Source organism: Bacillus sp. FJAT-27245 (genome assembly GCF_001273955.1).
Lineage (GTDB): Bacteria > Bacillota > Bacilli > Bacillales > Cytobacillaceae > Bacillus_D.
In genome coordinates, this window is sequence record NZ_LIGI01000001.1 from 2,033,514 (window position 1) to 2,055,815 (window position 22,302).

Genomic DNA, 22,302 nt, shown 5'->3' on the forward strand with positions numbered 1-22,302 from the left:
TGCTTTTGGCGGGAACAGAAACAGAGCCTTTCACCGTTTATGGAGGATGATAACAAATTGTGTGTTGTGTTTGGACAATGAAGAGGATTTCCACGGGGAGCCTTTTTTAACGCCCGAAGGCCAGGCTGCACACTGCCGTTCGGGCTCTAAAGCTTCATTTAACGCCCGAAGACCTCGCTACACACTGCCGTTCGGGCTCTAAAGCTTCATTTAACGCCCGAAGGCCTCGCTGCACACTGCCGTTCGGGCTCTAAAGCTTTATTTAACGCCCGAAGGCCAGGCTGCACACTGCCGTTCGGGCTCTAAAGCTTCATTTAACGCCCGAAGGCCACGCTACACACTGCCGTTCGGGCTCTAAAGCTTTTTTATATTGCCCAAGGGGGAGGGCGTGTGTCCAAAGAGGCCTAGTCCCTGGACAGCAAAGTAAGTTTCCGGGGGTTGTGTGTCCAAAAGAAAAACGCCTCCGCAATCGGGGGCGCCTTTCCTATTTGTAAAACACTTTGTCGATATTGTATTTCGCTTTCAGGGTGTTGATGGCATACGTTTCGTAAATTTCGCGCTCCATCGGCTCGTCGACCACCACTACGGCAATTTTGTGAATCTCGTCGCGGTGGTTTTTCAAAGGAGATACCGTGTCTTCAAAATGTTTTTTCACACGGGGGCGAAGCTTTCGGGCTTTGCCTACGAATAACAGGTCATCATCCGCGTTGAAAAATAGGATGATTCCGCCTTTGTCCCTCGGAATGCGGTTATAGTCGGTAAAGCCGTATTTGCTGCTGATAGGTGCTTCCACCGGTTCGCCCAGTTGTTTTTTTCTAGTAAGGACGACGTCTGGAGCTGGCAATTCAATTTTTATCATCGTATCACTTCCTTGTCTTCACCTACTTTACCACAAGAAAAGGATGGAAACCAAGAGTACCCAAAATTTTTTTAAGAGCAAAAGGGATTTTTGCCTTTCTTATTGAATTTTTTAAAAGAAAAGTTACTTATAATCGAAAAAAGCTCCACTTTGAAGGAGGAATAGTATGCATTTGATCGATAAGGCGCTCCGGTTCGCCGCCGAAGCACATGAAGGGCAATACAGAAAGGGAACGAAAACGCCTTACATTTCCCATCCGGTTGCGGTCGGGATGCTGCTGTTAAAGTACGGGTATGATGAAGAGTTGGTCGCAGCGGGAATATTGCATGATACAGTCGAAGATACCGAAGCTACATTAGAGGATATCGAGAAAGGCTTCGGCCGGACAGTTGCAGAAATAGTAGCTGGCTGCTCAGAACCAGACAAATCGCTCAGCTGGGAAGAGCGAAAGGAGCATACGATCGAGTTTTTAAAAACAACCACCAACGAAATCAGGGCTGTCGCCTGTGCCGATAAACTTCACAATATTTCATCCATTATGGATGACGTTGCTCAGGGAGGCGAGGAGGTTTGGGGCCGGTTCAATAGGGGCCGCGACAAACAGGAATGGTACTACCGAAACCTCATTGACAGCCTCGGAAGCCAGGGCACTTTCCCACTGTTAGAAGAACTAAAATCCGCTGTCGAGACTGCTTTTCCACAAGGAAAGCTTTTTTGATGCACTATCGCTTGGGGGGAGATTTTCCGACCCGGCCAATTAAGGTGGAGGCAGTGAAGAGTTTCCGCCCAATTTAAGCCGAAGAAGCAAAAAAGGCCCGCTTACCACAAGCGTGCCTTTTCTTTGTCAAAAAAACATAGCTACTAATCGGAATGAATTCCGACTTGAGCAATCCCATCATAATCGTATCGTGGAATACACAGTTGGGAATAGTTAAGACGCCAGCCATTGTTTTTGTTAAAGCATACCACTTCAATCCTGCGACAGGATTTCACTATTTTTGCGAATAAATTTCCTCCGACCAATCGATTTCCCACCAGTACGGAAAAGATGTTAAAATGAGCAGTAGGCTTTGCATACATATAGAACATCAGTGATTGAAAATGGAGGCATTATGAAAAAGAAAACGATTGTGTTCACAGGTGGAGGAACTGCCGGGCATGTGACCCCGAACCTTGCCTTAATAAATGAACTTGATAAAACGAAATGGACTATCCAATACATCGGCTCCAAAAAGGGGATTGAACGGGAACTGGTCGAGAAAGCGGGGATTCCATACCATGGCATCAGCAGCGGCAAGCTCCGCAGGTACTTTGATATGGAAAACGCGAAGGATATTTTCAGGGTGCTTCGCGGCTGCTTTGAAGCTAGGCGGACTTTGAAAAAATTGAAGCCACGGCTCGTGTTTTCAAAAGGGGGCTTCGTCAGCGTCCCGGTAGTCATTGCCGCTCGTACGCTGAAAATACCGATTTTCATTCATGAGAGCGACTTGACGCCTGGGCTCGCCAATAAAATATCCCAGCGGTTTGCGACGAAAATTTTCACGTCATTCGATGAAACGGTCAAATACCTCCCGGCCAATAAAACAACCGCCATCGGGTCCCCGATTAGACGGGAAATCTTAAAAGGTTCTGCCGAAAAAGGCCGGAAGTATCTCGGCTTCGATTCAAGGAAGCCGGTCATAACGATAATGGGCGGAAGCCTCGGTGCCAAGCGCATTAACGAGGCGGTCCGAAGCGTGTTGCCGCAGCTTACGGAACACTTCCAGCTGGCCCATATTTGCGGGAAAGGGAATGTGGATGAAAGCCTTTCGGATGTGAAGGGTTACAGGCAATTCGAATACATCCATGGTGAACTGCCGGACATCCTGGCCGCGACGGACATGGTCATCACCCGGGGCGGCTCAAACTCGATTTTCGAATTCCTTGCGCTTGAGATTCCAATGGTGATCATCCCTCTGACACTGCAGCAGAGCAGGGGAGACCAGATTTTGAATGCACGCTCGTTTGAGGAAAAGGGCTATTCCCTTACATTACACGAAGAAAACCTGTCAGATGAGACGTTGCTGGCTGCTCTTGAGGAGTTAGAAAATAAAAGCGCCGATGTGAAAAAGAAGATGAAAGCCGCCTATAAGCAAAACGCGCTTGACACGCTTCTTGAGGAGATAGCGAAGGTCCGATAGGTGTTGCCGGAACGATATGAAGTCTTTATCTTGTAAAAAAAAGGCCAAATAGAAAAGGTTTGATTTTGGAGTACAAAACTAAATTAGCACACCCACTCGCAGTCCAATTCGCAACTGAATTGGACTGCATCCTTTTGTTCTGTGCATTTAATCATGTATTGGTACTCAAATTCGCACCCATTTTAGCAGAGTGACTGAAGTTATTGTCAGCGTGCGAATTCGTATCTAATTACTATGCGAATTAATGTACTGAATATGATAAGCAGTTTTTGGATATTTATGTTAAAATTAAAGAGGGAGCTTCTTTACATAAGGTACAGTTTAGTGAAAGAAAAGGCATTATTAGAAGTATGTTGAAATAAGTAATATGTATGAATGTTCCACTTCAATATTTTTTGGGGGGAGAGTAAATTTGAAGAAAATAATTACTTTATTATTTACAATAATGCTTTTAACAGCTTGTTCAGAAACTACGACCAATGATTATCAATTTAGTGGAGAAAGTGAACATTGGGAAGCTGAATACTCCTATAAAGGAACAGAAAAATGGGGTGAAAAGGACGGAAAAAAAACTTATTCGAACGAAGATAGCTATGAATTCGTATTAAAATATAAAGGTTCTTTAGAAGAGTTGTCTTCATTACAAAAACTTGAATACTCTTATGAAACTATTAGTAGTAGTGGGAAAAGAACTGAGGAGTTCACGGAACCCCCATCAAAAGTAACATTTTCGTCTTCAGGTAGTTCAAAAGGTGGGGCAAAAGTAAGTAAGGATGAAGTGATTAAAGTAAATGTAAAATGGGATGACTTTGAAGAGTCATTTGAACTGCATATTAATAATAAGTAACCTTGTTCAATTAAAGGGTCCTTTAGTTGAACAGCGCACTACTATAAAGGAAGCTCGAAGCATATCATAATGGCTTCGAGCTCTTTTTCGTGCTCTTTTTACTGCTAATGTGTCGGCTAATTCAAATTTTGTACTTCAAAACCGAACCCGTTAAACAACTTCGTATAGGGTTCTTTTTGTTATACTTTACTATTTCTTATCTTCATCTGTACTCAAAATGACTCCGCATGCTTGTCTGTCACCTGCATCCCCAGTTTTCATCGTTGCTTCATCGGGACCAGGTTTTCCTTCTGTCTGATAGCGATCAGGTATATTGCCGAAGTTATCAGGATTTGCATGGACGATGACAGCCAGTTCTTCTTTTTTCAATTGATCAATGGTTATGCGATCGAACGTTGCAGAATATGAAGCAGTTCCATCCTCGTTAACATAGAGTGAAGGCATATCTCCAGCATGCCCCGAATGCATTTTCTTATCTGGATTAAAGTGTCCACCTGCTGTTGTGAAAGGGCCTTCCTTGGCATCACGTTCACAGACGCCCTTTTCATGGATATGAAAACCATGGTGTCCCGGCTCTAGACCGTCTATATTGGCGACAATCTGAACATGATTGTCATGAGCAAAAAAGCTTACAGTGCCTACAGTATTATTTTCCACATCTTTTAGTTCTGCTTTAGCTTCTGGTCGTGTCTTTTCCTCTGTATTTACGCTCTTCTCAGCTTTATTTCCCGTATTTGTCGCTTTCTCGCCATCTGATTTTTCTCCTGCAGCACATCCATTTAGCCCCATCACCACAGAAATTACCAGTAGAAGCTTCGCCCAATATTTACTCATTTTATGCTCCTTTCTAAATTTGTTGAATGTTCCAACTATACTAACAGGAGTAAATCATTATTTAAAGTGAATTGCTCTGTACATTAAAGAATTCCTACTTTATGTCTAGAGGGCCAAGTTTATGTGAACCTTCTTTCCTGCTCCTCCTCGAGTAAAATGTTGAAGGGCGCCATTATTGCGACTATGCAGATATTTGTTTAGCTACATAAAAAAAGAGAGTAGCATCACTCTCTTTTTTAACTCAGGGCTTTTAATTATTTTGAGCAGGCGCCTTTTTTAAAAAGATTACTTATTTCTCAACATGAAATATTACGGATGCGACCAATTGGCCATCCTTAGGGAAGACGACCAGGCTCATCGCCGAAGACCTGTCATCACCGTTCCATGTCGCTTCGATCATGTTATCGTCCCAATTTGTATCGACACGATCTGCCGCTTCATCCCAATCTTCCTCGATGTAGCCTAGAAGCTCATCGAAAAAGGCCTTTCCATCTGCATTGTCCTTCAACTCTACCAAGAAAAGTACGGCAACTGACTCCAATTTACCATTTTTGAAATTGTAAACTTCAACTACCGGGTAATCGTAATACGAGATTTCATCAAAAAGGAGATAATCCGGTGTTTCCTCGGCCAGGTTGCCGAAGACCAGATTAGCTTGTTTCACTTGTTCCTTCGTCATGCCGACGTACATATAATCATTTAAGTAAACCTTCAACGTTTCTTTTGGAAGTAGCGGTATGCTTTTATGTTCTACTGCCAGATATTTTTTCCAAACAAATGATTCGTCAATGGAAATGGCGAAATTCAGGCTCGTGCCAAAAATTCCTGCAGTTGTAATTCCGATCAACTCACCTTTTGTATTGAATAATCCCCCGCCCGAGCTTCCAAATGAAATGGATGCGGACGTTTGGATGATACTGACTCCATCTTCATTACGGAAACTGCTGATCAGCCCTTGTGAGACAGTATTCTGCAACCCAACAGGGCTTCCAATGGCAACGACTGTGTCGCCTTTTTTGCTGTTTTTCACTGTTCCCATGGTAACTGGCTTAACATTTACTGGTGTTGCGAGCTTGACGATTGCAAGGTCCTTGTCGGCATCTTTCACAACGACCCCTTCAATATCAACTTCCTCGCCGTTAATGAAAAGTGCTGTCAAATTCGGGTTATGGCTTACGACATGTTCATTCGTTAAAATCAAGCTTTTGCTAATAAGGACACCGCTGCCCTGGCCAGCATTTCCATTCAGTAAAACAACTTTATCATCGTTTAGGGAGACAATTTCCTGAATGGTAAGAGTTTTGTCTTTTGGAGTGGTTGTTCCAGCCGGATTGCTGATGCACTTAACCGCATCCAGTTTTGCCTTGCTCGGGGTTTCATACTTTACTTTAACATCACGGTTAACGTAATAGCCGCCGCCCACGCTCAGCATGCCAGGCTTAAAGGCATAGATTCTGTAAAACTCGCCTTTTTTAAGCGTTTTTGAAGCTGTTTTTTGCTCGCCGCTTACCTTGTAAAGCGTCGTATTCTGCAAAACTGTCAATCTGCCAATCTGGCCGGGCTTCAATTCAACCCCATTCCAGAAAATTTTCGACTGGCCTTTAAACTGCGCGCAAAAAGATGTATCTGCGGCTGATGCCTGTTCGGCGTTGAAAAAGAATGTCGAGCTAAATAAAAATAAAAATGCCATTAAAACTTTCCTCATCTATTGACCCCCTATACACGAATAACTAAATATTACCATAAAAAAGGGGCGTTTGTCCTACTGATTTTTGAAAATTTAAACATTAATATGTTGGGAAAATATTCGAGGCCAAACCATCCCATCAAGGCATTTTCTCCTCCACAAGCCAAGTCCGCACGCCAATCCGCTTGCAAACGGTAAAGTAATGAAGCAGTGCCTGAAGCACAGCACCGGCGTTCATCCCAAGGATGACTCCGTCCATATTTAAGCCGGGCATCGAGCCGAACAGGAATACCACGGCAAACGTAATTGAATTTGCCCAAATGCTGTGCAGGAAAGCATCCTTGATCAACCCGGCGCCGATTAAATACGCCTGAAGCGGGATGATGAAAAAATGAAACAGGAAACACGGCCAGAGCATTTTCAAATAATAGGCTGCGGCAGGGGATGAAAAGAACAACGAGGCCAATTGCCCGGCAAACATGTACATCACAAACACGGAAACAGTCCCATACAGCATTGTCAGCCACATCGACTGCCGCAAAAGGGCATGAAGCTTGGCCGAATCGGACCGAGCAAACGCATCGGAAACATTCGGAATTAACGCAACCATGAGCGAATGGGCAATGAACGCGGGAAAAAAACCGATCGACATCGCCACACCCATCAGCATCCCAAAATGTTCAGTAGCAGCGAGCGCCGTAAATCCCGACCGGACAAGCGTTAGCTGGATAAGGAAGGGCTGGACCGCATTGACGAAAGACTGAAAAATCCGGAGGCCGACAGTGGGGACCGAAACCGCCATCAGCTTCTGCCGGGCCTGTTTGGAAGACAGGAGTTCGTGCGACTGCGTTTTTAAAACCCGCAGTTGAATTAGGAAAAAACTGAATAGGTAGAGAAAAACAATCAACTCACTGCCAATCAAGGCTCCGAGAGCAATGAGAAGAGAGGTTTCAAGGCTTGAATCAAACAACTGAAAAATCGCCACGAGCAGCCCGAGCTGCGCGAACTTCCGCAAAAAATTCGAAACTGCGATTTTGCTCATTTGCTGGATTCCCATGAAGTAACCCCGGGCAATCGACGAAAAAGCAGCAATTGGCACAAGGGCGAACAGCAGCCAGTGGATATGAGCCGGAAACCTGCTTAATACTGATGGAAACGAAGCTGCCACCGCCACAACAATAACAAAGAAGAAGGTTGAAACAAGCCCAAGCCGCAACGCATGTTTCAAAAGGCTCAAATGGGTATCCCGTTTATGTTCGGCTATGTATTTCGATATTGAAATCGGCAACTCAAGGCTTGCCAGGATAAATATAAGGAAAACGACAGGCATGGCGGACATGTACAGGCCCATGCCTTCCTCCTTCAACTCCTTGGCCAGCTGCATATTTACCAGGAACTCAACACACTCACTCAAAAAAGCGGCAAAAATCAGGATTGCCGTCCCCCTTAAAAATGTACTCACGACCTCACCCCCGATATAAAAAGATATGAGACGAGCCATACTTTTATGAGCCAATGGCAAGCGAGGCTAAATGTTGGGAAAATCGGGGAGAATAACAGCAGTATTATGGAAGGAGGAAGCCTTTTGGAGGATGTTTTAAAAATTGGCGACAAGGCACCCGGCTTCTCACTCGAAGCAACAACTGCCGAGAAACTGTCGCTATCCGACTATTTTGGGAAAAAGAATGTGCTTGTCGCATTTTATGGAATGGACTTTACACCTGGCTGAATTAAGGAAATCGCCTCTTGGAAAGAGGATTACAAACGATTCGAGGAACTGAACGCGGAAATCCTGGCAATCAGCGTGGACCACATCCACTCCCACCGCGTATTCGCGGCCAGCATGGGAACACTCCCGTATCCGCTCCTCTCAGACTGGACGAAACAAACCGTAAAGGATTACGGCGTCTACAATGACAAAGGCCTCGTCGCGAAACGATCCGTCTTTATCGTGGATACAGAAGGGAAGATCGCCTACCTGAACACATCGTTCAAGGCAGACAAGAAAGACGATTACGAAGCAGTTTTTGAGGCTTTTGGTAAAATAAAGACCCATTAAGTTCGTAAACCGTACCCAGAAAGTCCATTGGTACGGTTTTTTGCGCGCCTACATAAACTATTCAGAAACCGGCTTTAATTCATTCCGAAGTCCCATCCGGATAGCAGGGGGTGCAGCAATGGCAAACGAGAAGGAAACGTTGGACGGAAGGGAATCGAAGCTTCCATCCTGCGCACATACTAACGATATGGCTCCGTTGTTTACAGCAGAGGCATATGACAACCGCGAGAAGAAGATGAAGCAAATCCGCCTCGCCGATTATCGCGGCCGCTGGGTTGTGTTGTTCTTTTATTCGAGCGATTTCACCTTTGTCTGACCGACAGAACTGGCAGCGGTCGCTGCCATTCATGATCAGCTCAAGGCACATAACACAGACATTCTGGCAATCAGTACAGACAGCGTGTACGCCCATAAGGTTTTCACGGAAACATCCCCGTCCGCGATGAAGGTGCAATTTCCATTGCTGAGCGACCGGACCCACACAATCTGCCGAGCATACCGGGCTTTGAATGAAACGGCTGGCGCCACCTTCCGAGTAACCGTCATCATCGACCCCGAAGGAAAAATCTGTGCCAAATTCGTCTACCCGCCCGAAGTCGGCCGCAACGTCTACGAAATCCTCCGCGTCATCCAAGGAATCCAATACGGACGCATGACCGGGGAAGGCGTCCCCGCAAATTGGGTGCCAGGCAATCCGGGCATTAAACGAGATCCGAAGAATATTGGGAAGTATTAATTTGCGTAATGGAATACCGAGTACTGCTTGAATAAGATGAGTCCCGAAAAGAACGGAATCGGGACTCATTTCTTGTTTTAGGAGCAAAAGGAGTTCCGGAAAAGCCAGGAATCGACTATCAAATGAATGAATAGAAGGAATTATTATTTGGAAGGTAGAAATTAAAATGTAAATCTCATTAGGAAGTGGTTCCATGAATAAGCCTTTGCTAAGAGCTGAAGGGATTATTGTAAATGAAGGTAAGACAAAAATTCTTGTGCAATGTGATTTAGACGAAAGTTTTTATCGTCTTCCAGGTGGAAGTATTGAATTCGGTGAAACAGCTGAGGAGGCTATTAAGAGGGAACTAATTGAAGAATTTGATTTAGATTTGGATGTTGGTGAACTTGCTTGTATAAACGAAAGTATTGTTCAGTATGATGGGAAGAAAAGGCACGATTGTACTTTAATCCATTGGTGTTCAAGCTTCAATAAAAACGAGAATGAATTCATACATAAAGAGAATCCAAAGATCAAACTCATTTGGCGTGCAATTCATCATTTAAATGAGAGACCATTTTATCCAGAGGGGATATCGGACTTTATCACTGCTAACCAGAAGAGTATTTCCCACATCAAAGTAAAAAAGAATTATGATTAATGCCTTCTTCAACGAACTGGGAGGTTTGTTCATTAAGGAATTCAAAGGTGTTAGAGGACTTTACTCTCTTTAATACAATAAATCTATATATTAAGGCTAAGGGGGAGGAGTTTTAGTTATATGGAGTTTTCGGATATTAATAATATTTCATCGCATTGGGATATTGAAATTCATAAATTTAAGAAGCTTTCTGAACGAGCAACATTAATTTTCACTAATGATGAGAAGAAATTTATTATAAAGAGAAAGGATGATTTAAAAAAGTTTTATAGTGAATTAAAACTCATAAAGCTCCTAAGAAAAAACAATTTTTTAACTCATTTTCCTCTAACCAATAAACAAGGGTGCTTTAGTATACCTTACAAAGATTCGCATTACTGTATATACCACTATCTTGAAGGTTCCACATTTGGGGCAGAAGAAAGTTTGCGAAGTCCTATAATACCTAAGCTTCTTGGAGAAACAATTGCTGACTTAAATAGAATAATGGAATCTGCTGATTTTTTTAGCGAGTACCCTATTAAAGATTTATACCAAATGGTATACGGTTTTGCCGTAAATGAAATTAAAAAAATCGATCCTTCAGAGGAACTACGTAATGTGTATCGACAATTGGAGGAGGATATAAATAAGGTAGTTAATTCTCTTCCAAAAAAGTTAGTCCACAGGGATGCTCATATTCATAATATAATATTTAAAAACAACAGTCTTTCTGGTGTAATAGATTATGAAATAGTGGAGGTCAATGTTAGCATACTTGATGTTTGTTATTGCTGCACAAGTGTTTTAAGTGAAGTATTTTCTAAAGAGGAATTAAGGGAAATGTGGATATCCTTTGTTGGAAATTTTGTAGCTAGTTATAATCAAGTTAATCCTTTAACAACTAATGAAAAAGAGTCTATATGGTACGTAATGCTTTGTATTCAAACTATATTTATGGCTTATTTTACAAGTAACGATGAAATTTATCTACTTAATAAAGCGATGTTTCAATGGATTTTTGAAAATAGAAATCAAATAGAAGGTAAGCTTTTTGTTTAACTCACTGGGGAAGTAATTAATTTAATAGCATGTGAAAGAAAGTACTTAAACATACGGGTGCGTTAATCATGCAGGATTAACGGCCTTTTTTGTTGAATTCCTTATTGGACGTAAGGGGCAGGTTAGCTAAATAAAGGCTGATTATTAGATAGGATTTACTTTTATTGGACCTATATTTATATAAAGGGGATCTTAATGAGTTATAAAATTGTTTTTTTTGATATTGATGGCACTATTACAAATCACCATGATGGCAGCATTCCTCATTCTACTATTGCCGCAATAGAAGCTTTGAGGAACAAAGGGATTAGGGTGGTAGCTGCAACAGGAAGGCCCTTATCAATGTGTAAGGAATTACAGGAATTAGGTATAGAAACATTTATTACAGCAAATGGTGGATACGTGAAACACATTCGAGAAATTATACATAAAGTACCAATGGATAAAAGTATTGTTCAAGAAGTTATGGAATTTGCCAAATTAATGAATAACGGCTTGTCATTCTATACAGAAAAGTTCAGTATGAATGGCGTAGCGGAGAAGGAAATATTAACCGCCTTGAGAGAAACTTTGTCTCTGAATGAGTATCCTGAAATTTATGGCACGATTCATAAAGAAGATGTATTTTTGCTGTGTTTGTTTGCAAATGATGAAGCAGTTGAGAAGTATAAAATAAAGTTTCCGCACCTAAAATTTAAAAGATGGCATCCTTATGTGTTAAATGTTTTACAGGAGGATGTTTCAAAGTCTTTAGCAATAATGAAAACTTTAGATTTCTTTGGTATCGATAAATCGGAAGCTATTGCCTTTGGTGATGGTGAAAATGATATTGATATGTTGGAATTCGTAGGTTTAGGTATAGCAATGGGGAATGGTAAAGAAAAATTGAAAAATATTGCGGACTTTGTTACTAAACCCTCAAGTGAAGATGGAATTGACTATGCACTAAAAAAGTTTGGAATTATTTAAAATATTAATACCTGGTTTGGACAGCGATTGTTCAATTATTAATATAGCTTTTTTCTTATTAAGCAAACGGGTAGCTGAAGAATGAAATCAAATAAATTAAATAGAAGAATAGGTAAAGTGGAAAAATCGGGGTGTAAAAATGGATGAATTTATACAGTTCCTAGAGAAACATTTAGGTCCGATTGAATATGGATGGTCTGAAGTTGAAAAAGGAGAACCACTTCCAGTTCCAATTGTAAAATACAGTAATGGACCGTTTTCAGGTACTAAATCATATTCTACTTTGGGCTTGAATAAGGTGCCATTGATCTCCTCTGTTTCTGGAAAACAAATCTGGCAAGAGCTGGTTTTCGTTTCCTACTCTCATACTGGAGATTTAACGATACCTGCATTAATGACACAAGTTACTAAAATTGCCTTATTCTCAGGCTGCTTTTCTAAGAGGCGATGTAATTGGACCGTATGGACCAATTTTTGATGGTTCAAATTTAGAAACCATTTACGTTACTAGTCCAGGTTATTTTCCAGATTCATTTGATACCTTTAAAGAAGACAACACAAAAACTATAATAATGGCTTGGTTAATTCCGATTACTTCAGAAGAAGCAGAATTTATCAGAAAAAATGGGTGGGAAGAATTCGAAGTTAAACTCGAAGTATCAGACCCTGATTTGATTGACCTGAATCGGAAAAGTATCGTCTAATCTGTGTTCTTTAATTAACGGGAGTTTAGTGGAGGAAGGAATACTAATTTAAGGTGAATAGAGGCACGCCAAAAAAGGTTCTAAAATTTTACAATTTATATCCAAAGCGATAAACTTTATTAATATTACGAAAATTTATTAAGAAAAGAGTGTGAAAGGGGGAATGGTTTGGTATGGAATTTAGAGGTGCTAGCGTTTACGACCAAGAGGACTTTTTTTCAAATTATATGAAGAGAAGGGGTAGAAAGGATAGTCCCAACAATGCTATCGAAAATCCTATCATTTATGAACTTATTGGTGACTTTCAAAATAAAAGTATTTTAGATTTAGGTTGTGGTGATGCTTCATTTGGAAAGGAATTACTGAATCAAGGTGCAGCTTTTTACACTGGGATAGAAGGTTCTAAACTAATGGTATCATCTGCAAATCTTAATATTGTTAGAGAAAACGGGACAATTCATCACGAGACAATGGAGTCATATAGTTTCCCGACGAACAAATTTGACATTGTATCTTCTCGTTTTGCTATACACTATGTCTCAGACATTCATTTACTGTTTCAAAATGTGCATAAAACCTTAAAAGATAATGGTAAGTTTGTGTTCAGTGTTCAACATCCCCTCACTACATCATCTTTTATAAGCAAGCAAACAGGAGATAAACGTGAGAACTGGATAGTTGATGACTATTTTCTCGAAGGTGAAAGAAAGGAACCTTGGATTGAACAAATAGTTGTAAAGTACCATCGAACAATTGAAACTTACTTTAAAGCCCTTACTAAATCTGGTTTTTTAGTAGTTGATTTACGAGAAGGAAAGCCAAAACGAGAACATTTTACCAATGAAGCAGAGTTTGTAAGAAGGCAAAGAATCCCCGTCGTACTGGCTTTTTCTTGCACGAAGCGTGAATAGTTCAGCATAAAAAAAGCTTGGATTCCAAGCTTTTTCCTATCCAATTTATGTTGTCAGGACGCCAGAGACATGCTGGATTAATACAAAAAAGTTAAAACACAAATGTTGATTTACGATTAAATGATTTCCATAAGTAATTACTTTGGAAGGATTGTGAAGAAATGTACTTAAACATACGGGTGTGATGATTCAGGAGCGATTAACCCTCTTTTGTTGAATTTCTTATTGAACGACGGGGAGTTTAGTTAAATAAGGTTAGTTACTCATAGAGGAAAATTACATAGGATATAGAAATATATCTATTATTAATGTTGTTTTTCTATTGGAGGAGTTAAATTGATAAAAAGAACTCTTAAAATTGTTCAAGAGATGGCAATGGGCGAGGGGTTAGCAAAACAGTTTGGTGATCTTCTTATCGAAGGGGTTTCTATTGATTCAAGGACCGTCAAGGAAGGAAATTTATTTGTTCCCATTGTGAGAGAAAAAGATGGACATAATTTTGTATATGAGGCAATCAGAAAAGGGGCTGTAGCCTCGCTTTGGGATAAAAACCATCAGAATCCTCCAGATGATATTCCTCTTATTTATGTTGATAACACCCTTACCGCCTTACAGTCATTGGCTAGTGCCTATAGAAAACAACTTTCCATTAAAATTATAGGAATTACAGGAAGTAATGGTAAAACCACGACAAAAGATATGGTAAACTCTATTGCTAGTACATCGTATAAGGTACATAAAACAAAAGGGAACCTTAATAGTCAGATAGGGCTCCCATTAACGATTCTAGAGATTTTAGAAACTGATGAAATTGTAGTCCTTGAAATGGGGATGAGCGAGAGAGGACAAATTCAGCGATTAGCTAAAATTGCAGAACCAGATATAGCAGTTATAACAATGATTGGCTTATCACACATTGCGACCTTAGGTTCCAGGGAAGAAATTGCAAATGCAAAATCAGAAATTATTGAGGGTTTAAAAGATGGCGGTGTACTAATATATAATGGTGATGAACCTCTATTACAAAATATTGTTTCACAGAAAAATAAGGAGAATTTAAGATTTATTTCCTTTGGTGAAAATGACACAAATGATTTATACCCAGGTAGGTTCAGCGGAGAATCAGATGGATTAAAATTTACGCTCAATAACAATCATACCATTACTTACACATTACCCTTAATCGGTAAACATAATATATTCAACGCTATAGCCTCCATAGCAGTTGCAAAACAGTTGAATATTACTGAGGAGAATATCGAGAAAGGGTTAAAAAATATAAATATAACAGGAATGCGAATGGAAAAGTTAAAATCAAGTAGAGGGTTTACTGTGATCAATGATGCTTGGAACTCAAGTCCGACCTCCGTCAAAGCTGCGATTGAAACTTTTCAGGAGCTATCAGGATATAGAAAAAAGATTTTGGTTTTAGGCGATATGCTGGAATTGGGGGAACTAGAAGAAGAATATCATAAAGAAATAGGAAGGTTGGTCAATCCAAATAAAATTGATGTTGTTTTTACATACGGCACACTGGCTAGCTTAATATCTTCTGAAGCTGAAAAAATCTTGGGTAAAGGAAGAACTGAAAATTTCACGGATAAAGGTAAACTTATTAATCGAATAAACAACATACTACTACCGAACGATATAATTTTAATTAAAGGATCTCGTGGAACCGCAATGGATGAGGTAGTAACAAAAATACTTTAGTCGATTTACAACTTATAGTGTAAATTCTTTAGGCAGAAATATGGTGGTTTTCTAAAGGAAATGTATTTAAACGAACGAGTGCAAAAGCTACAGATAGTGCTGTCTTACAAGGCGGCATTTTTTTTGACTAAAGTGGGAAGGAGTTAAATAAGAATAATTAACATTTATAATGCCGTAGAGAATAAAAATCAAAAGGAGCTGAACTCTAAATGATTCGTGAAACGGAAAAATCTGATAAAACTCAACTATTTAAACTCTATAAAATGTTAGTACCAAATAGTAAAAAGATGATCGTTCAAGGTGAACAAATTGATAAAATTAGGAAGGACCCTAATACTTTTTTGCTGGTATACGATGGGGAAGGATATGATGGTTCGGTAAGCAAGGGGGATAGGAAATATTTATAAACTTATATCATCCTGCCGTTTATTTCGTGAAATACCAAATCAATCGAGTATAAGTGCTTGAAAGAATTTGAAGATACTTTATCCAATAACGGAGATTGTGAAGCATTACACTTAAACTATCGGGTGCTAATGTTTAAAAACACAATAATATAAAGCAAACTAAGGGCTCTTAGCTTTTTGTATGCCTTATAACTGGGGTTGTGAGGTTGTCATAGGATGAATGGCGAAAAGCATTTAAACCCATGAAATCGTTTTCTATAAATCGCATTTTTTCAGGAGATTAATTAAATGAAATCCTATACAATTGCAAATTTCGATAAATTGGCTGAACTATATTTTCGCGATTATGAGCTTCAAAATATAGAAATTAGCTATGAAAATAAAGAAGTACTTACACAGGTGCTGACAGCGGGAACGAAAGAACTTGGAGCCAAGCATAAGRAATTGCTCTTTTCAGAGGTAGTTGATTTTAAGGTCACTATAAATGAACCTTGGGGAAGTGGTTTCTATATAAATTCCATTCAATTTTTCAACTTTACAGATCATATTAAAACGATAATCTTGCTGAACTCTGGCGATGAAATTTCGTGTCATTCAAAAACAATAAATATACGGTAATCATGTAAATGAGCTCTAAACCCTTGGTCTTTAAGTCAATAAGAATAAATAGTGTGGCCTTAAAATAGCAAAAAGAGAGCAATCTTTTTTGCTCTCTTAGGCAGTAAGTTTATGTGGAACACATTATTTTTTAAAGAAATTACTAACCGCAAGAATAGCTCCGACAATAACGTAGATCATTCCGTTACCTAAGATAATCAACCCTATAAATGCACCTCCAATCGCACCGCCCTCGCCAGTCCCTCCCGCACCATGGTCCATACTCACGAAAATTGACCCAGTAATAAACCCTATAACTGGGCCAAGAATACAAATCAGTAAGCCAGACCAGAAAAAGATGTCTTCTTCTTGCTATAAAGAGTAATCGCCAAATAATTAACAATGAAAAGAACTGCGATTAAACTAATCCAAATTAAAAAATCTCCGCCATCTCCGCTCATAGTAGCCTCCTATTATTTTTTCAACTCGTTATTCTATAGTAACCTCGTTTTTTAAAAATACATCTCACATAGAGTTTAGCAGAACAGCCGCATTGAAATATATGTTAAAATATACAGTAATTGTTTGTTCAAATGCTAAAACCATAAGTTTACATAAATAATAGCTGCTAAAGGAATAAATTTCTGCTTGATCAGGATCGCTTGTGGCTTCTCCGGTAATCTAGCTACAAAAACGATATTCTTATTGCTGGTAGAGAGGCCGTATTTAATTCAATAAAGCCGAGGAACTTAGAAGTGAATTTTTACTCTGAAAAAGGCTTCTTATGTAGAAATCAAATTGAAAGAGGTGCAGGAAATGTGAAAAAGCTATCAATTGCGCTTCTTTCCTTAACGCTTTTGCTCGGCGCATGCGCCCCGAAATTAAAAAAGCAGGAGGAAGCGATTTCCGACAAGGAAACTTTAAAGAAAAATACGATTATACCAAGATATCAAATCTCGGATAGTCATTATAGAACGCTTGAGGAATTTAAACCAAGTGTGGCTCGTGGTCTTACCGTAAACAATTTGAATACGCGCTACGATATCAATGAATTTGAAATGGCGCTAATGCGGATTGCCAAAAACACGTTCAACCCGGAAAAGTATGTGTTCCGTGAAGGCCAGTACTTAAAGGGCGACACTGTAAAAGCATGGCTTAAACGTAAATATACAAAAAAGCAGTTGGAAGAGAGGGAAATGAAGGAAGGGGGAAATGTTGGCCTTAATCCGGTCGATGATGAAGTCGGCGAAATTGAAGCCAGGAATAAGAAAAGTCCGATTTACCTCGCCCATATTGTTGAACACGATTACTTGGACAATAATAAATTGAAGCTAGGCGGAGTGGTCATCGGGCTTGCTTTGAACTCAGTCCACTATTTTCAAAAAGAACAATATGGTGATGTGTTTGAGGTTCCTATTAAAAAGGATGTCCTCGAAAGGGAAGGTAAGAAACTTGCGCAAGAAGTGCTTAGTCGGTTAAGGGAGATGCATGAGCTAAGAAATGTACCGATTACGATTGCTCTTTTTGAACAAGAAAGCCGTGATTCAATTGTCCCCGGAAGCTTTTTCGCTTACACAACTGTAAAGGACGGAGCAAATATCAGCAACTGGGAGAAAATCGATGAAGAGTACTTTCTCTTTCCTTTAAAAAAACCAAAGGATGGAAGCTACCGGGAAGATAGCCTTGCCTTTGAAAACTTCAAGATGGACGTCGAGCAGTATTTCCCTGACCACAATGGAGTAGTCGGAAAAGCGCACTATATAAATGGGCAGCTTCAGGAAATGGACATTTCCATTACAAATCAATTTTATGGAAAGGCGGAAGCCATTGGATTCACCCAGTATGTTACAGGCCTCGTCGTGGAACATTTTCCGAAATATATTTCGGTTTCAGTTGATATTCATTCAATTAACGGGCCCGAATCGCTAATTGTCCGAAAAGTTGACCAAGAGGAGCCAACTGTTCATATTTATAATTAAAATAAGACCTTAATAAGCTTGTCGATAACGCCTGCCACTTCATTTGACACTCGTTTTTTTGGTAGCTATCTTTATTTCTTCCTTTTCAAATAAAAAACGCCCTTAAACGACTTATTACAAAATGGGAGCCTGGAGGGATATAGGTGAGCTTAGAACCATTTGGTTTATATTTTTCGTTAAAAAAATTCAGCCGATTCAAGTATATTGCTTGAATCGGCTTTTCTTTAAGGTTCATTCTGAATTTAGTTCTACTTTGATACGACCTGTTCCATTAAGATATTGCTCATAGCGTGCGATATCAAGCTTTACCGGATTGGTTGGGGGCTTTTCTGCATTTTCCATATCAAAATGCTGCCCAATTAACATATAGTTCTTTTGCGGGGAAATCCAAACACTATATGAACGATAAATTTCCCCGTCTGCGTCAATCAAATTATTAAATACACCTTTATGTTCGTTCTTATTTTTATAAGAAGGTACTTTATATTCAATTTCATAGTTATCTTTAACTTCAAGTTCGATGTCGATTGTGTTTAGGTGACTAATCACTTTTTTCTTGCCAAAATCCACTACAATAAATTCATCCGCTTTATCAATCGCTTCGATTTTCCGCATTTCTATGGTAATTGATTCTGGCATCCGGAAATAATTGCTCTCTAAAAGGATACTAAATTGCTCATCTTTATATTCGCCAAATCCTACGACGCCGTTTCGAATTTTGCCCCATTCTTCTTTATTTTCGTCATATAGCCGAATATCATCAAATTTTAAAATCTTCTTTGAATTTGACGAGTCAATGGACATTCTGAGTTCGGACCTAATCGGAGAAATAATCAGCTCATGAATTGTGAAGCGTTGTCCATCGACGGTTAGTTTTTTGTTAATAGTAAACCTTTTGGAGGCTTTAATTTCTTTTTTCAATGTAAAAGGAATTTCAAACACGGTTTCCGGACGTTCGCGAAGCGCTAATTTAAGCACGAAATCCCGGGATGAATAGTCCATACCTTGGCTAGCTGCTGTAACATTAATAGTATCTTCCACCTCATAAGTCCCTCCAGGCGGATATGTCCAGCCATAGACAACCCCGGCATTAACCAGTTTATCTTTCTGTTTCACTTCCGGCGTCACTCCGGTAAATAATGATAAATCCTCATCGGATTTAAGTTTATATGAAATAATCATCCCTGATTCATCCGCTACAACCCCGGTAATCGTAAGGGTTTTTCCATTGATTGTTTGGCTTTCATTCATTTGCTCGAAATAGTCATTATTTACAATGTCTTCGATGCCTTTATCAAAAGCAATCATTTCTACAATTGGCTTTAAACCTGGAATCTGTGCGACTGCGTGCGCAATGGCAGGGGACACACGGATGGATCCGATAAAGGCAATCATAAGAATGGCAACGGAGATTGTTGTTTGGATGAGACGCTTGTGGTAAATTCTTTGTTTTTTTAATCGTTCGAATGCAATAAGCTGTGCTTCTGGCTGTAACGATTCCAGTGGCACTGAATCGAGTAATTCCAAATATCTTTGTTCTAGTTGTTTATCAAACTGGCTCATGAAATGCCCCCCTCTCCGAATAAATGGCGAATCTTTTTTAATGTTTTATGTAATCTTGATTTAACTGTCCCCTCGGGAATATTTAGAAGGGTAGCAATTTCACTATTCTTTAAATCTTTAAAGTACTTCAAATGAATAAGTTCCTGCTGTTCGATGGGCAGTTGAGAAATAACATCGTTCAGTTCAAATAGTTCTGCCATATGCTGAGGCTGTTCCTGAAAGTCATTCGTTATGACATCACGTTTTCTCCGTCGCTTCATCATTAAACATGTATTAATAACAATGCGGACGAGCCAGGTTTTTAAAAACTCAGGCTTCTGCACTCTATGGATGTTTTTTAAGCATTGATAGGTCATTTCTTGCAGTGCATCATCTGCATCTTGTTCATTTCTCATATAACTATATGCAATTCGATACATTGGGTCTTTATATAAATTCAAAAGCTGCATTTGAGCAGCTTCGTTTCCATTGATCGCTTCTCTGGCCAGTTGAATTTCATCCATCCCAAAGCCTCCTTTACTAATTAGATGCCTCAATCGGCTAGTTCGTTCACTTGATCGGATGTATTTTTTAAAATTGAATTCGTTTAGGGAAAATACATTATTTAGCATATCAGAAAGATATAGTTATTTACCGCTATATTTAACAAGATATTTCTAAATTTTTTAATTTAGATGGAATAATTTGGTTATTTATAATTAGCTATGCTAAATTGAAAGAGGAATAGATGGTGTTTTGGTGGGAGTGTTTTAAAGAGAAAAGAGAAGGGGGAAAACCATTTTGAATAAGTATATCTTCATTCCGTTGTTGTTGTTAATAATCGCAGTAATTGCTTTCAATGTGTATAAATATCGGGAACAAAATCTGGCTGATTTAGTGAAAATAAAGGATGTAGAGGAGTTTTATATTCATTAGGGAATAAAAGACCTGAGACAATTGAATTTTTAAGAGCAGATGATGAATCGATCAATCAACTAACGAAATTTCTTAATCAATACCAGGTAAAACTAACAACTAAAGAAGGTTGGAGTTCTGAACATCCAAGTGAAAAGTTTGCGCTTAACCTCGAATATAAAGATGGGGATTTCAAAATATATGAATTTGAACACGATATAGTCGCCTGGACCCGCATTTATATTGTTGTGAATCCCCCTCTGGATTACAAGGCCATTGACACCCTCGAACAAAGGCTTATTTCTGAATAGTTAAGTTTGAAGTTGAACCTTCCACACGATTTTAGTGATAATTTTTTCCGTTTTGGAAAACATATCCCTAGAAAAGGAGGGATTGAAGAATGTTATTAAAAAGTATAAACCGGTTCGTCGTGTTGCTCTTAATGGTTTTGGCTTTGAATACTCTAGGCTCACTCCATGTATTGGCTGAATCCAGTGGCGGAACACAGCCTGATGAGCGAGAGAACGCCATTACAGTCGAGCTGAATGATGATTATTTTAATCCGAAAACCATTACTTTGCCAAATGGGAGAGCAACGACGATTATTTTGAAAAACAATGGCCAGAAAGAGCACACTTTTACAGTGCAAAGGCTCGGAATTGACGCCGTTGTCCAGGCGGGCACAACAAAAACCATTAGCGTAAAGCCAAATATGCCGGGKACATATGATTTAATATGCCGGTACCATTATCAGACCGGAATGGTTGGAAAAGTAATTGTTAAATAATGTTTTTACCACCGCAAAGGGCTACCTAGGTAGCTCTTTTTAATTTGGATAAAAACTCAGTTTTTGTCGAAAAAAGAAGTTTAATGTTCTGATTTCTAAGGAATAGTAATTGTTAGGGTAAAGATTAGTTAGCAAGATGGGAGTGTAAGGTTTGGAAGTAAACAACACAAGAACATGGACTTCGGATGCAATAAGAATTGGAGCTTTGGATGCAAATGCCATAAAAGTCATTGCGATTATCGCAATGATCGTTGACCATACGGCGATATGGCTGGTTGAAAAAGACACAACGCTCGGCATTGTTATACATACTTTCGGAAGACTTGCGGCACCAATTATGTGTTATTTAATCGCAGAGGGATATCATTATACATCTAATTTAAAAAAGTATAAGAAACGCCTATTTATTTTTGCGCTTATCTCGCACTTCCCGTTTGTGATGTTTTTAGGGCTTGAATGGTGGCAGGCGACAAGTGTAATTTGGTCGTTGTTGATGGGGCTCGTTGCCTTGGGGATTAGCCAAAGAGAGGATATATCCCTTGGTTTAAAAGGAGTGCTTGTCGGCGTCTGCTGTCTGCTAGCCTATACCGCTGACTGGAATTATATCGCTGTATTGTGGGTGATGTTTTTCGGTATATTCAGAGGGAATTTCAGAATGCAAATGACGAGTTATGCAACAATTGGGACAGTTTTCTATATTATCCCCGGCATCGTTTCAATGGGTTTCGATTCCATTTTCCGGTTTGGGATTTTTCTCGTCATCCCTTTATTGGCATTATACAATGGGGAGCGGGGCAAAAAATCAAATTTGATCAAATGGGGATTTTATGGTTTTTACCCGGCACACCTGATTATCTTGTATCTTTTTAGACATGTAATTTTCGGGTAGTAGAAA

26 protein-coding genes are annotated in these 22,302 nt (G+C 39.5%); 18 read left to right on the forward strand and 8 right to left on the reverse strand.

Annotated elements, in window-relative coordinates; translation table 11 throughout:
* Positions 1-484 precede the first annotated feature (484 nt).
* Positions 485-859: a nucleotide excision repair endonuclease gene (locus ADU24_RS09810; RefSeq protein WP_053366459.1), complete on the reverse strand. Its 375-nt coding sequence runs from the start codon at positions 857-859 to the stop codon at positions 485-487.
* A 166-nt stretch (positions 860-1,025) separates the two neighbouring features.
* Between ADU24_RS09810 and ADU24_RS09815 the strand changes: the two genes are divergently transcribed.
* The 3 genes from ADU24_RS09815 (at position 1,026) to ADU24_RS09825 (ending at position 3,886) form a co-directional block, all read left to right on the forward strand.
* Positions 1,026-1,577 carry an HD domain-containing protein gene (locus tag ADU24_RS09815; RefSeq protein ID WP_053366460.1) on the forward strand — a complete coding sequence of 184 codons (552 nt, stop codon included), beginning with the start codon at positions 1,026-1,028 and terminating at the stop codon, positions 1,575-1,577.
* A gap of 394 nt (positions 1,578-1,971) precedes the next feature.
* Complete coding sequence (locus ADU24_RS09820) at positions 1,972-3,039, forward strand: undecaprenyldiphospho-muramoylpentapeptide beta-N-acetylglucosaminyltransferase (protein ID WP_053366461.1); 1,068 nt, start codon at positions 1,972-1,974, stop codon at positions 3,037-3,039.
* A 412-nt stretch (positions 3,040-3,451) separates the two neighbouring features.
* Positions 3,452-3,886: a hypothetical protein gene (locus tag ADU24_RS09825; protein ID WP_231689593.1), complete on the forward strand. Its 435-nt coding sequence runs from the start codon at positions 3,452-3,454 to the stop codon at positions 3,884-3,886.
* Between the two features lie 189 nt (positions 3,887-4,075).
* On the opposite strand, the gene ADU24_RS09830 is transcribed toward ADU24_RS09825, so the two are convergent.
* From ADU24_RS09830 to ADU24_RS09840, 3 genes are all read right to left on the reverse strand, one after another.
* The gene (locus tag ADU24_RS09830) at positions 4,076-4,720 is read right to left on the reverse strand and encodes a superoxide dismutase family protein (RefSeq protein ID WP_053366462.1); all 645 of its coding nucleotides are present in this window, start codon (positions 4,718-4,720) and stop codon (positions 4,076-4,078) included.
* A gap of 289 nt (positions 4,721-5,009) precedes the next feature.
* The gene (locus ADU24_RS09835) at positions 5,010-6,425 is read right to left on the reverse strand and encodes a S1C family serine protease (protein ID WP_053366463.1); all 1,416 of its coding nucleotides are present in this window, start codon (positions 6,423-6,425) and stop codon (positions 5,010-5,012) included.
* 121 nt (positions 6,426-6,546) lie between these two features.
* On the reverse strand, positions 6,547-7,869 hold the full coding sequence (locus ADU24_RS09840; protein WP_053366464.1) for an oligosaccharide flippase family protein: 1,323 nt from the start codon (positions 7,867-7,869) through the stop codon (positions 6,547-6,549).
* Positions 7,870-7,974: 105 nt separating this feature from the next.
* Between ADU24_RS09840 and ADU24_RS09850 the strand changes: the two genes are divergently transcribed.
* The 11 genes from ADU24_RS09850 (at position 7,975) to ADU24_RS09900 (ending at position 16,205) form a co-directional block, all read left to right on the forward strand.
* Positions 7,975-8,466 carry a redoxin domain-containing protein gene (locus ADU24_RS09850; RefSeq protein ID WP_231689686.1) on the forward strand — a complete coding sequence of 164 codons (492 nt, stop codon included), beginning with the start codon at positions 7,975-7,977 and terminating at the stop codon, positions 8,464-8,466.
* A 118-nt stretch (positions 8,467-8,584) separates the two neighbouring features.
* Complete coding sequence (locus ADU24_RS09860) at positions 8,585-9,202, forward strand: peroxiredoxin (protein WP_231689594.1); 618 nt, start codon at positions 8,585-8,587, stop codon at positions 9,200-9,202.
* Between the two features lie 193 nt (positions 9,203-9,395).
* On the forward strand, positions 9,396-9,842 hold the full coding sequence (locus ADU24_RS09865; protein ID WP_053366468.1) for an NUDIX hydrolase: 447 nt from the start codon (positions 9,396-9,398) through the stop codon (positions 9,840-9,842).
* 120 nt (positions 9,843-9,962) lie between these two features.
* Complete coding sequence (locus ADU24_RS09870) at positions 9,963-10,883, forward strand: phosphotransferase enzyme family protein (protein WP_053366469.1); 921 nt, start codon at positions 9,963-9,965, stop codon at positions 10,881-10,883.
* A 195-nt stretch (positions 10,884-11,078) separates the two neighbouring features.
* Positions 11,079-11,852: a Cof-type HAD-IIB family hydrolase gene (locus tag ADU24_RS09875; protein ID WP_053366470.1), complete on the forward strand. Its 774-nt coding sequence runs from the start codon at positions 11,079-11,081 to the stop codon at positions 11,850-11,852.
* A gap of 139 nt (positions 11,853-11,991) precedes the next feature.
* The gene (locus ADU24_RS23310; protein WP_053366471.1) at positions 11,992-12,330 is read left to right on the forward strand and encodes a hypothetical protein; all 339 of its coding nucleotides are present in this window, start codon (positions 11,992-11,994) and stop codon (positions 12,328-12,330) included.
* Positions 12,266-12,556, forward strand: a complete 291-nt coding sequence (locus ADU24_RS23750; RefSeq protein ID WP_082306870.1) for a suppressor of fused domain protein — start codon at positions 12,266-12,268, stop codon at positions 12,554-12,556. The genes ADU24_RS23310 and ADU24_RS23750 overlap by 65 nt, the downstream gene beginning before the upstream one ends.
* A gap of 173 nt (positions 12,557-12,729) precedes the next feature.
* Positions 12,730-13,467, forward strand: coding sequence for a class I SAM-dependent methyltransferase (locus ADU24_RS09885; protein ID WP_053366472.1), 738 nt, complete (start codon positions 12,730-12,732; stop codon positions 13,465-13,467).
* Between the two features lie 336 nt (positions 13,468-13,803).
* Positions 13,804-15,180 (forward strand): UDP-N-acetylmuramoyl-tripeptide--D-alanyl-D-alanine ligase, encoded by a 1,377-nt coding sequence (locus ADU24_RS09890; RefSeq protein ID WP_053366473.1) that lies wholly within the window; start codon positions 13,804-13,806, stop codon positions 15,178-15,180.
* A gap of 209 nt (positions 15,181-15,389) precedes the next feature.
* Complete coding sequence (locus ADU24_RS09895) at positions 15,390-15,587, forward strand: hypothetical protein (RefSeq protein ID WP_053366474.1); 198 nt, start codon at positions 15,390-15,392, stop codon at positions 15,585-15,587.
* 288 nt (positions 15,588-15,875) lie between these two features.
* Complete coding sequence (locus tag ADU24_RS09900) at positions 15,876-16,205, forward strand: hypothetical protein (protein WP_053366475.1); 330 nt, start codon at positions 15,876-15,878, stop codon at positions 16,203-16,205.
* A 123-nt stretch (positions 16,206-16,328) separates the two neighbouring features.
* Here the strand turns inward: ADU24_RS09900 and ADU24_RS23005 are convergent, their stop codons facing one another.
* Positions 16,329-16,472 carry a hypothetical protein gene (locus ADU24_RS23005; protein WP_156324550.1) on the reverse strand — a complete coding sequence of 48 codons (144 nt, stop codon included), beginning with the start codon at positions 16,470-16,472 and terminating at the stop codon, positions 16,329-16,331.
* A gap of 47 nt (positions 16,473-16,519) precedes the next feature.
* On the reverse strand, positions 16,520-16,645 hold the full coding sequence (locus ADU24_RS23650; protein WP_269432222.1) for a hypothetical protein: 126 nt from the start codon (positions 16,643-16,645) through the stop codon (positions 16,520-16,522).
* 357 nt (positions 16,646-17,002) lie between these two features.
* Between ADU24_RS23650 and ADU24_RS09905 the strand changes: the two genes are divergently transcribed.
* Entirely contained in the window at positions 17,003-18,163 is a 1,161-nt protein-coding gene (locus tag ADU24_RS09905; protein ID WP_053366476.1) for a CamS family sex pheromone protein, read from the forward strand.
* Between the two features lie 231 nt (positions 18,164-18,394).
* Here ADU24_RS09905 and ADU24_RS09910 read toward each other — a convergent pair whose 3' ends face one another.
* Positions 18,395-19,726: a DUF4179 domain-containing protein gene (locus ADU24_RS09910; protein WP_053366477.1), complete on the reverse strand. Its 1,332-nt coding sequence runs from the start codon at positions 19,724-19,726 to the stop codon at positions 18,395-18,397.
* Entirely contained in the window at positions 19,723-20,229 is a 507-nt protein-coding gene (locus ADU24_RS09915) for an RNA polymerase sigma factor (RefSeq protein WP_053366478.1), read from the reverse strand. The genes ADU24_RS09910 and ADU24_RS09915 overlap by 4 nt, the downstream gene beginning before the upstream one ends.
* 277 nt (positions 20,230-20,506) lie before the next feature.
* Here ADU24_RS09915 and ADU24_RS23655 point away from each other — a divergent pair, with 277 nt between their 5' ends.
* The 3 genes from ADU24_RS23655 to ADU24_RS09925 all read left to right on the forward strand — a co-directional run bounded on the left by ADU24_RS23655 (position 20,507) and on the right by ADU24_RS09925 (position 22,296).
* Complete coding sequence (locus ADU24_RS23655) at positions 20,507-20,641, forward strand: hypothetical protein (RefSeq protein WP_269432223.1); 135 nt, start codon at positions 20,507-20,509, stop codon at positions 20,639-20,641.
* A gap of 379 nt (positions 20,642-21,020) precedes the next feature.
* Complete coding sequence (locus ADU24_RS09920) at positions 21,021-21,407, forward strand: cupredoxin domain-containing protein (RefSeq protein WP_053366479.1); 387 nt, start codon at positions 21,021-21,023, stop codon at positions 21,405-21,407.
* Between the two features lie 151 nt (positions 21,408-21,558).
* Positions 21,559-22,296 carry a TraX family protein gene (locus ADU24_RS09925; RefSeq protein WP_231689595.1) on the forward strand — a complete coding sequence of 246 codons (738 nt, stop codon included), beginning with the start codon at positions 21,559-21,561 and terminating at the stop codon, positions 22,294-22,296.
* Positions 22,297-22,302 lie beyond the last annotated feature (6 nt).

Coding starts and splice junctions, on each gene's coding strand:
- ADU24_RS09810 (WP_053366459.1), bottom strand. CDS start 859: ATGATAAAAATTGAATTGCCAGCTCCAGACGTCGTCCTTACTAGAAAA.
- ADU24_RS09815 (WP_053366460.1), top strand. CDS start 1,026: ATGCATTTGATCGATAAGGCGCTCCGGTTCGCCGCCGAAGCACATGAA.
- ADU24_RS09820 (WP_053366461.1), top strand. CDS start 1,972: ATGAAAAAGAAAACGATTGTGTTCACAGGTGGAGGAACTGCCGGGCAT.
- ADU24_RS09830 (WP_053366462.1), bottom strand. CDS start 4,720: ATGAGTAAATATTGGGCGAAGCTTCTACTGGTAATTTCTGTGGTGATG.
- ADU24_RS09835 (WP_053366463.1), bottom strand. CDS start 6,425: ATGAGGAAAGTTTTAATGGCATTTTTATTTTTATTTAGCTCGACATTC.
- ADU24_RS09865 (WP_053366468.1), top strand. CDS start 9,396: ATGAATAAGCCTTTGCTAAGAGCTGAAGGGATTATTGTAAATGAAGGT.
- ADU24_RS09870 (WP_053366469.1), top strand. CDS start 9,963: ATGGAGTTTTCGGATATTAATAATATTTCATCGCATTGGGATATTGAA.
- ADU24_RS09875 (WP_053366470.1), top strand. CDS start 11,079: ATGAGTTATAAAATTGTTTTTTTTGATATTGATGGCACTATTACAAAT.
- ADU24_RS23310 (WP_053366471.1), top strand. CDS start 11,992: ATGGATGAATTTATACAGTTCCTAGAGAAACATTTAGGTCCGATTGAA.
- ADU24_RS09885 (WP_053366472.1), top strand. CDS start 12,730: ATGGAATTTAGAGGTGCTAGCGTTTACGACCAAGAGGACTTTTTTTCA.
- ADU24_RS09895 (WP_053366474.1), top strand. CDS start 15,390: ATGATTCGTGAAACGGAAAAATCTGATAAAACTCAACTATTTAAACTC.
- ADU24_RS23650 (WP_269432222.1), bottom strand. CDS start 16,645: ATGAGCGGAGATGGCGGAGATTTTTTAATTTGGATTAGTTTAATCGCA.
- ADU24_RS09910 (WP_053366477.1), bottom strand. CDS start 19,726: ATGAGCCAGTTTGATAAACAACTAGAACAAAGATATTTGGAATTACTC.
- ADU24_RS09915 (WP_053366478.1), bottom strand. CDS start 20,229: ATGGATGAAATTCAACTGGCCAGAGAAGCGATCAATGGAAACGAAGCT.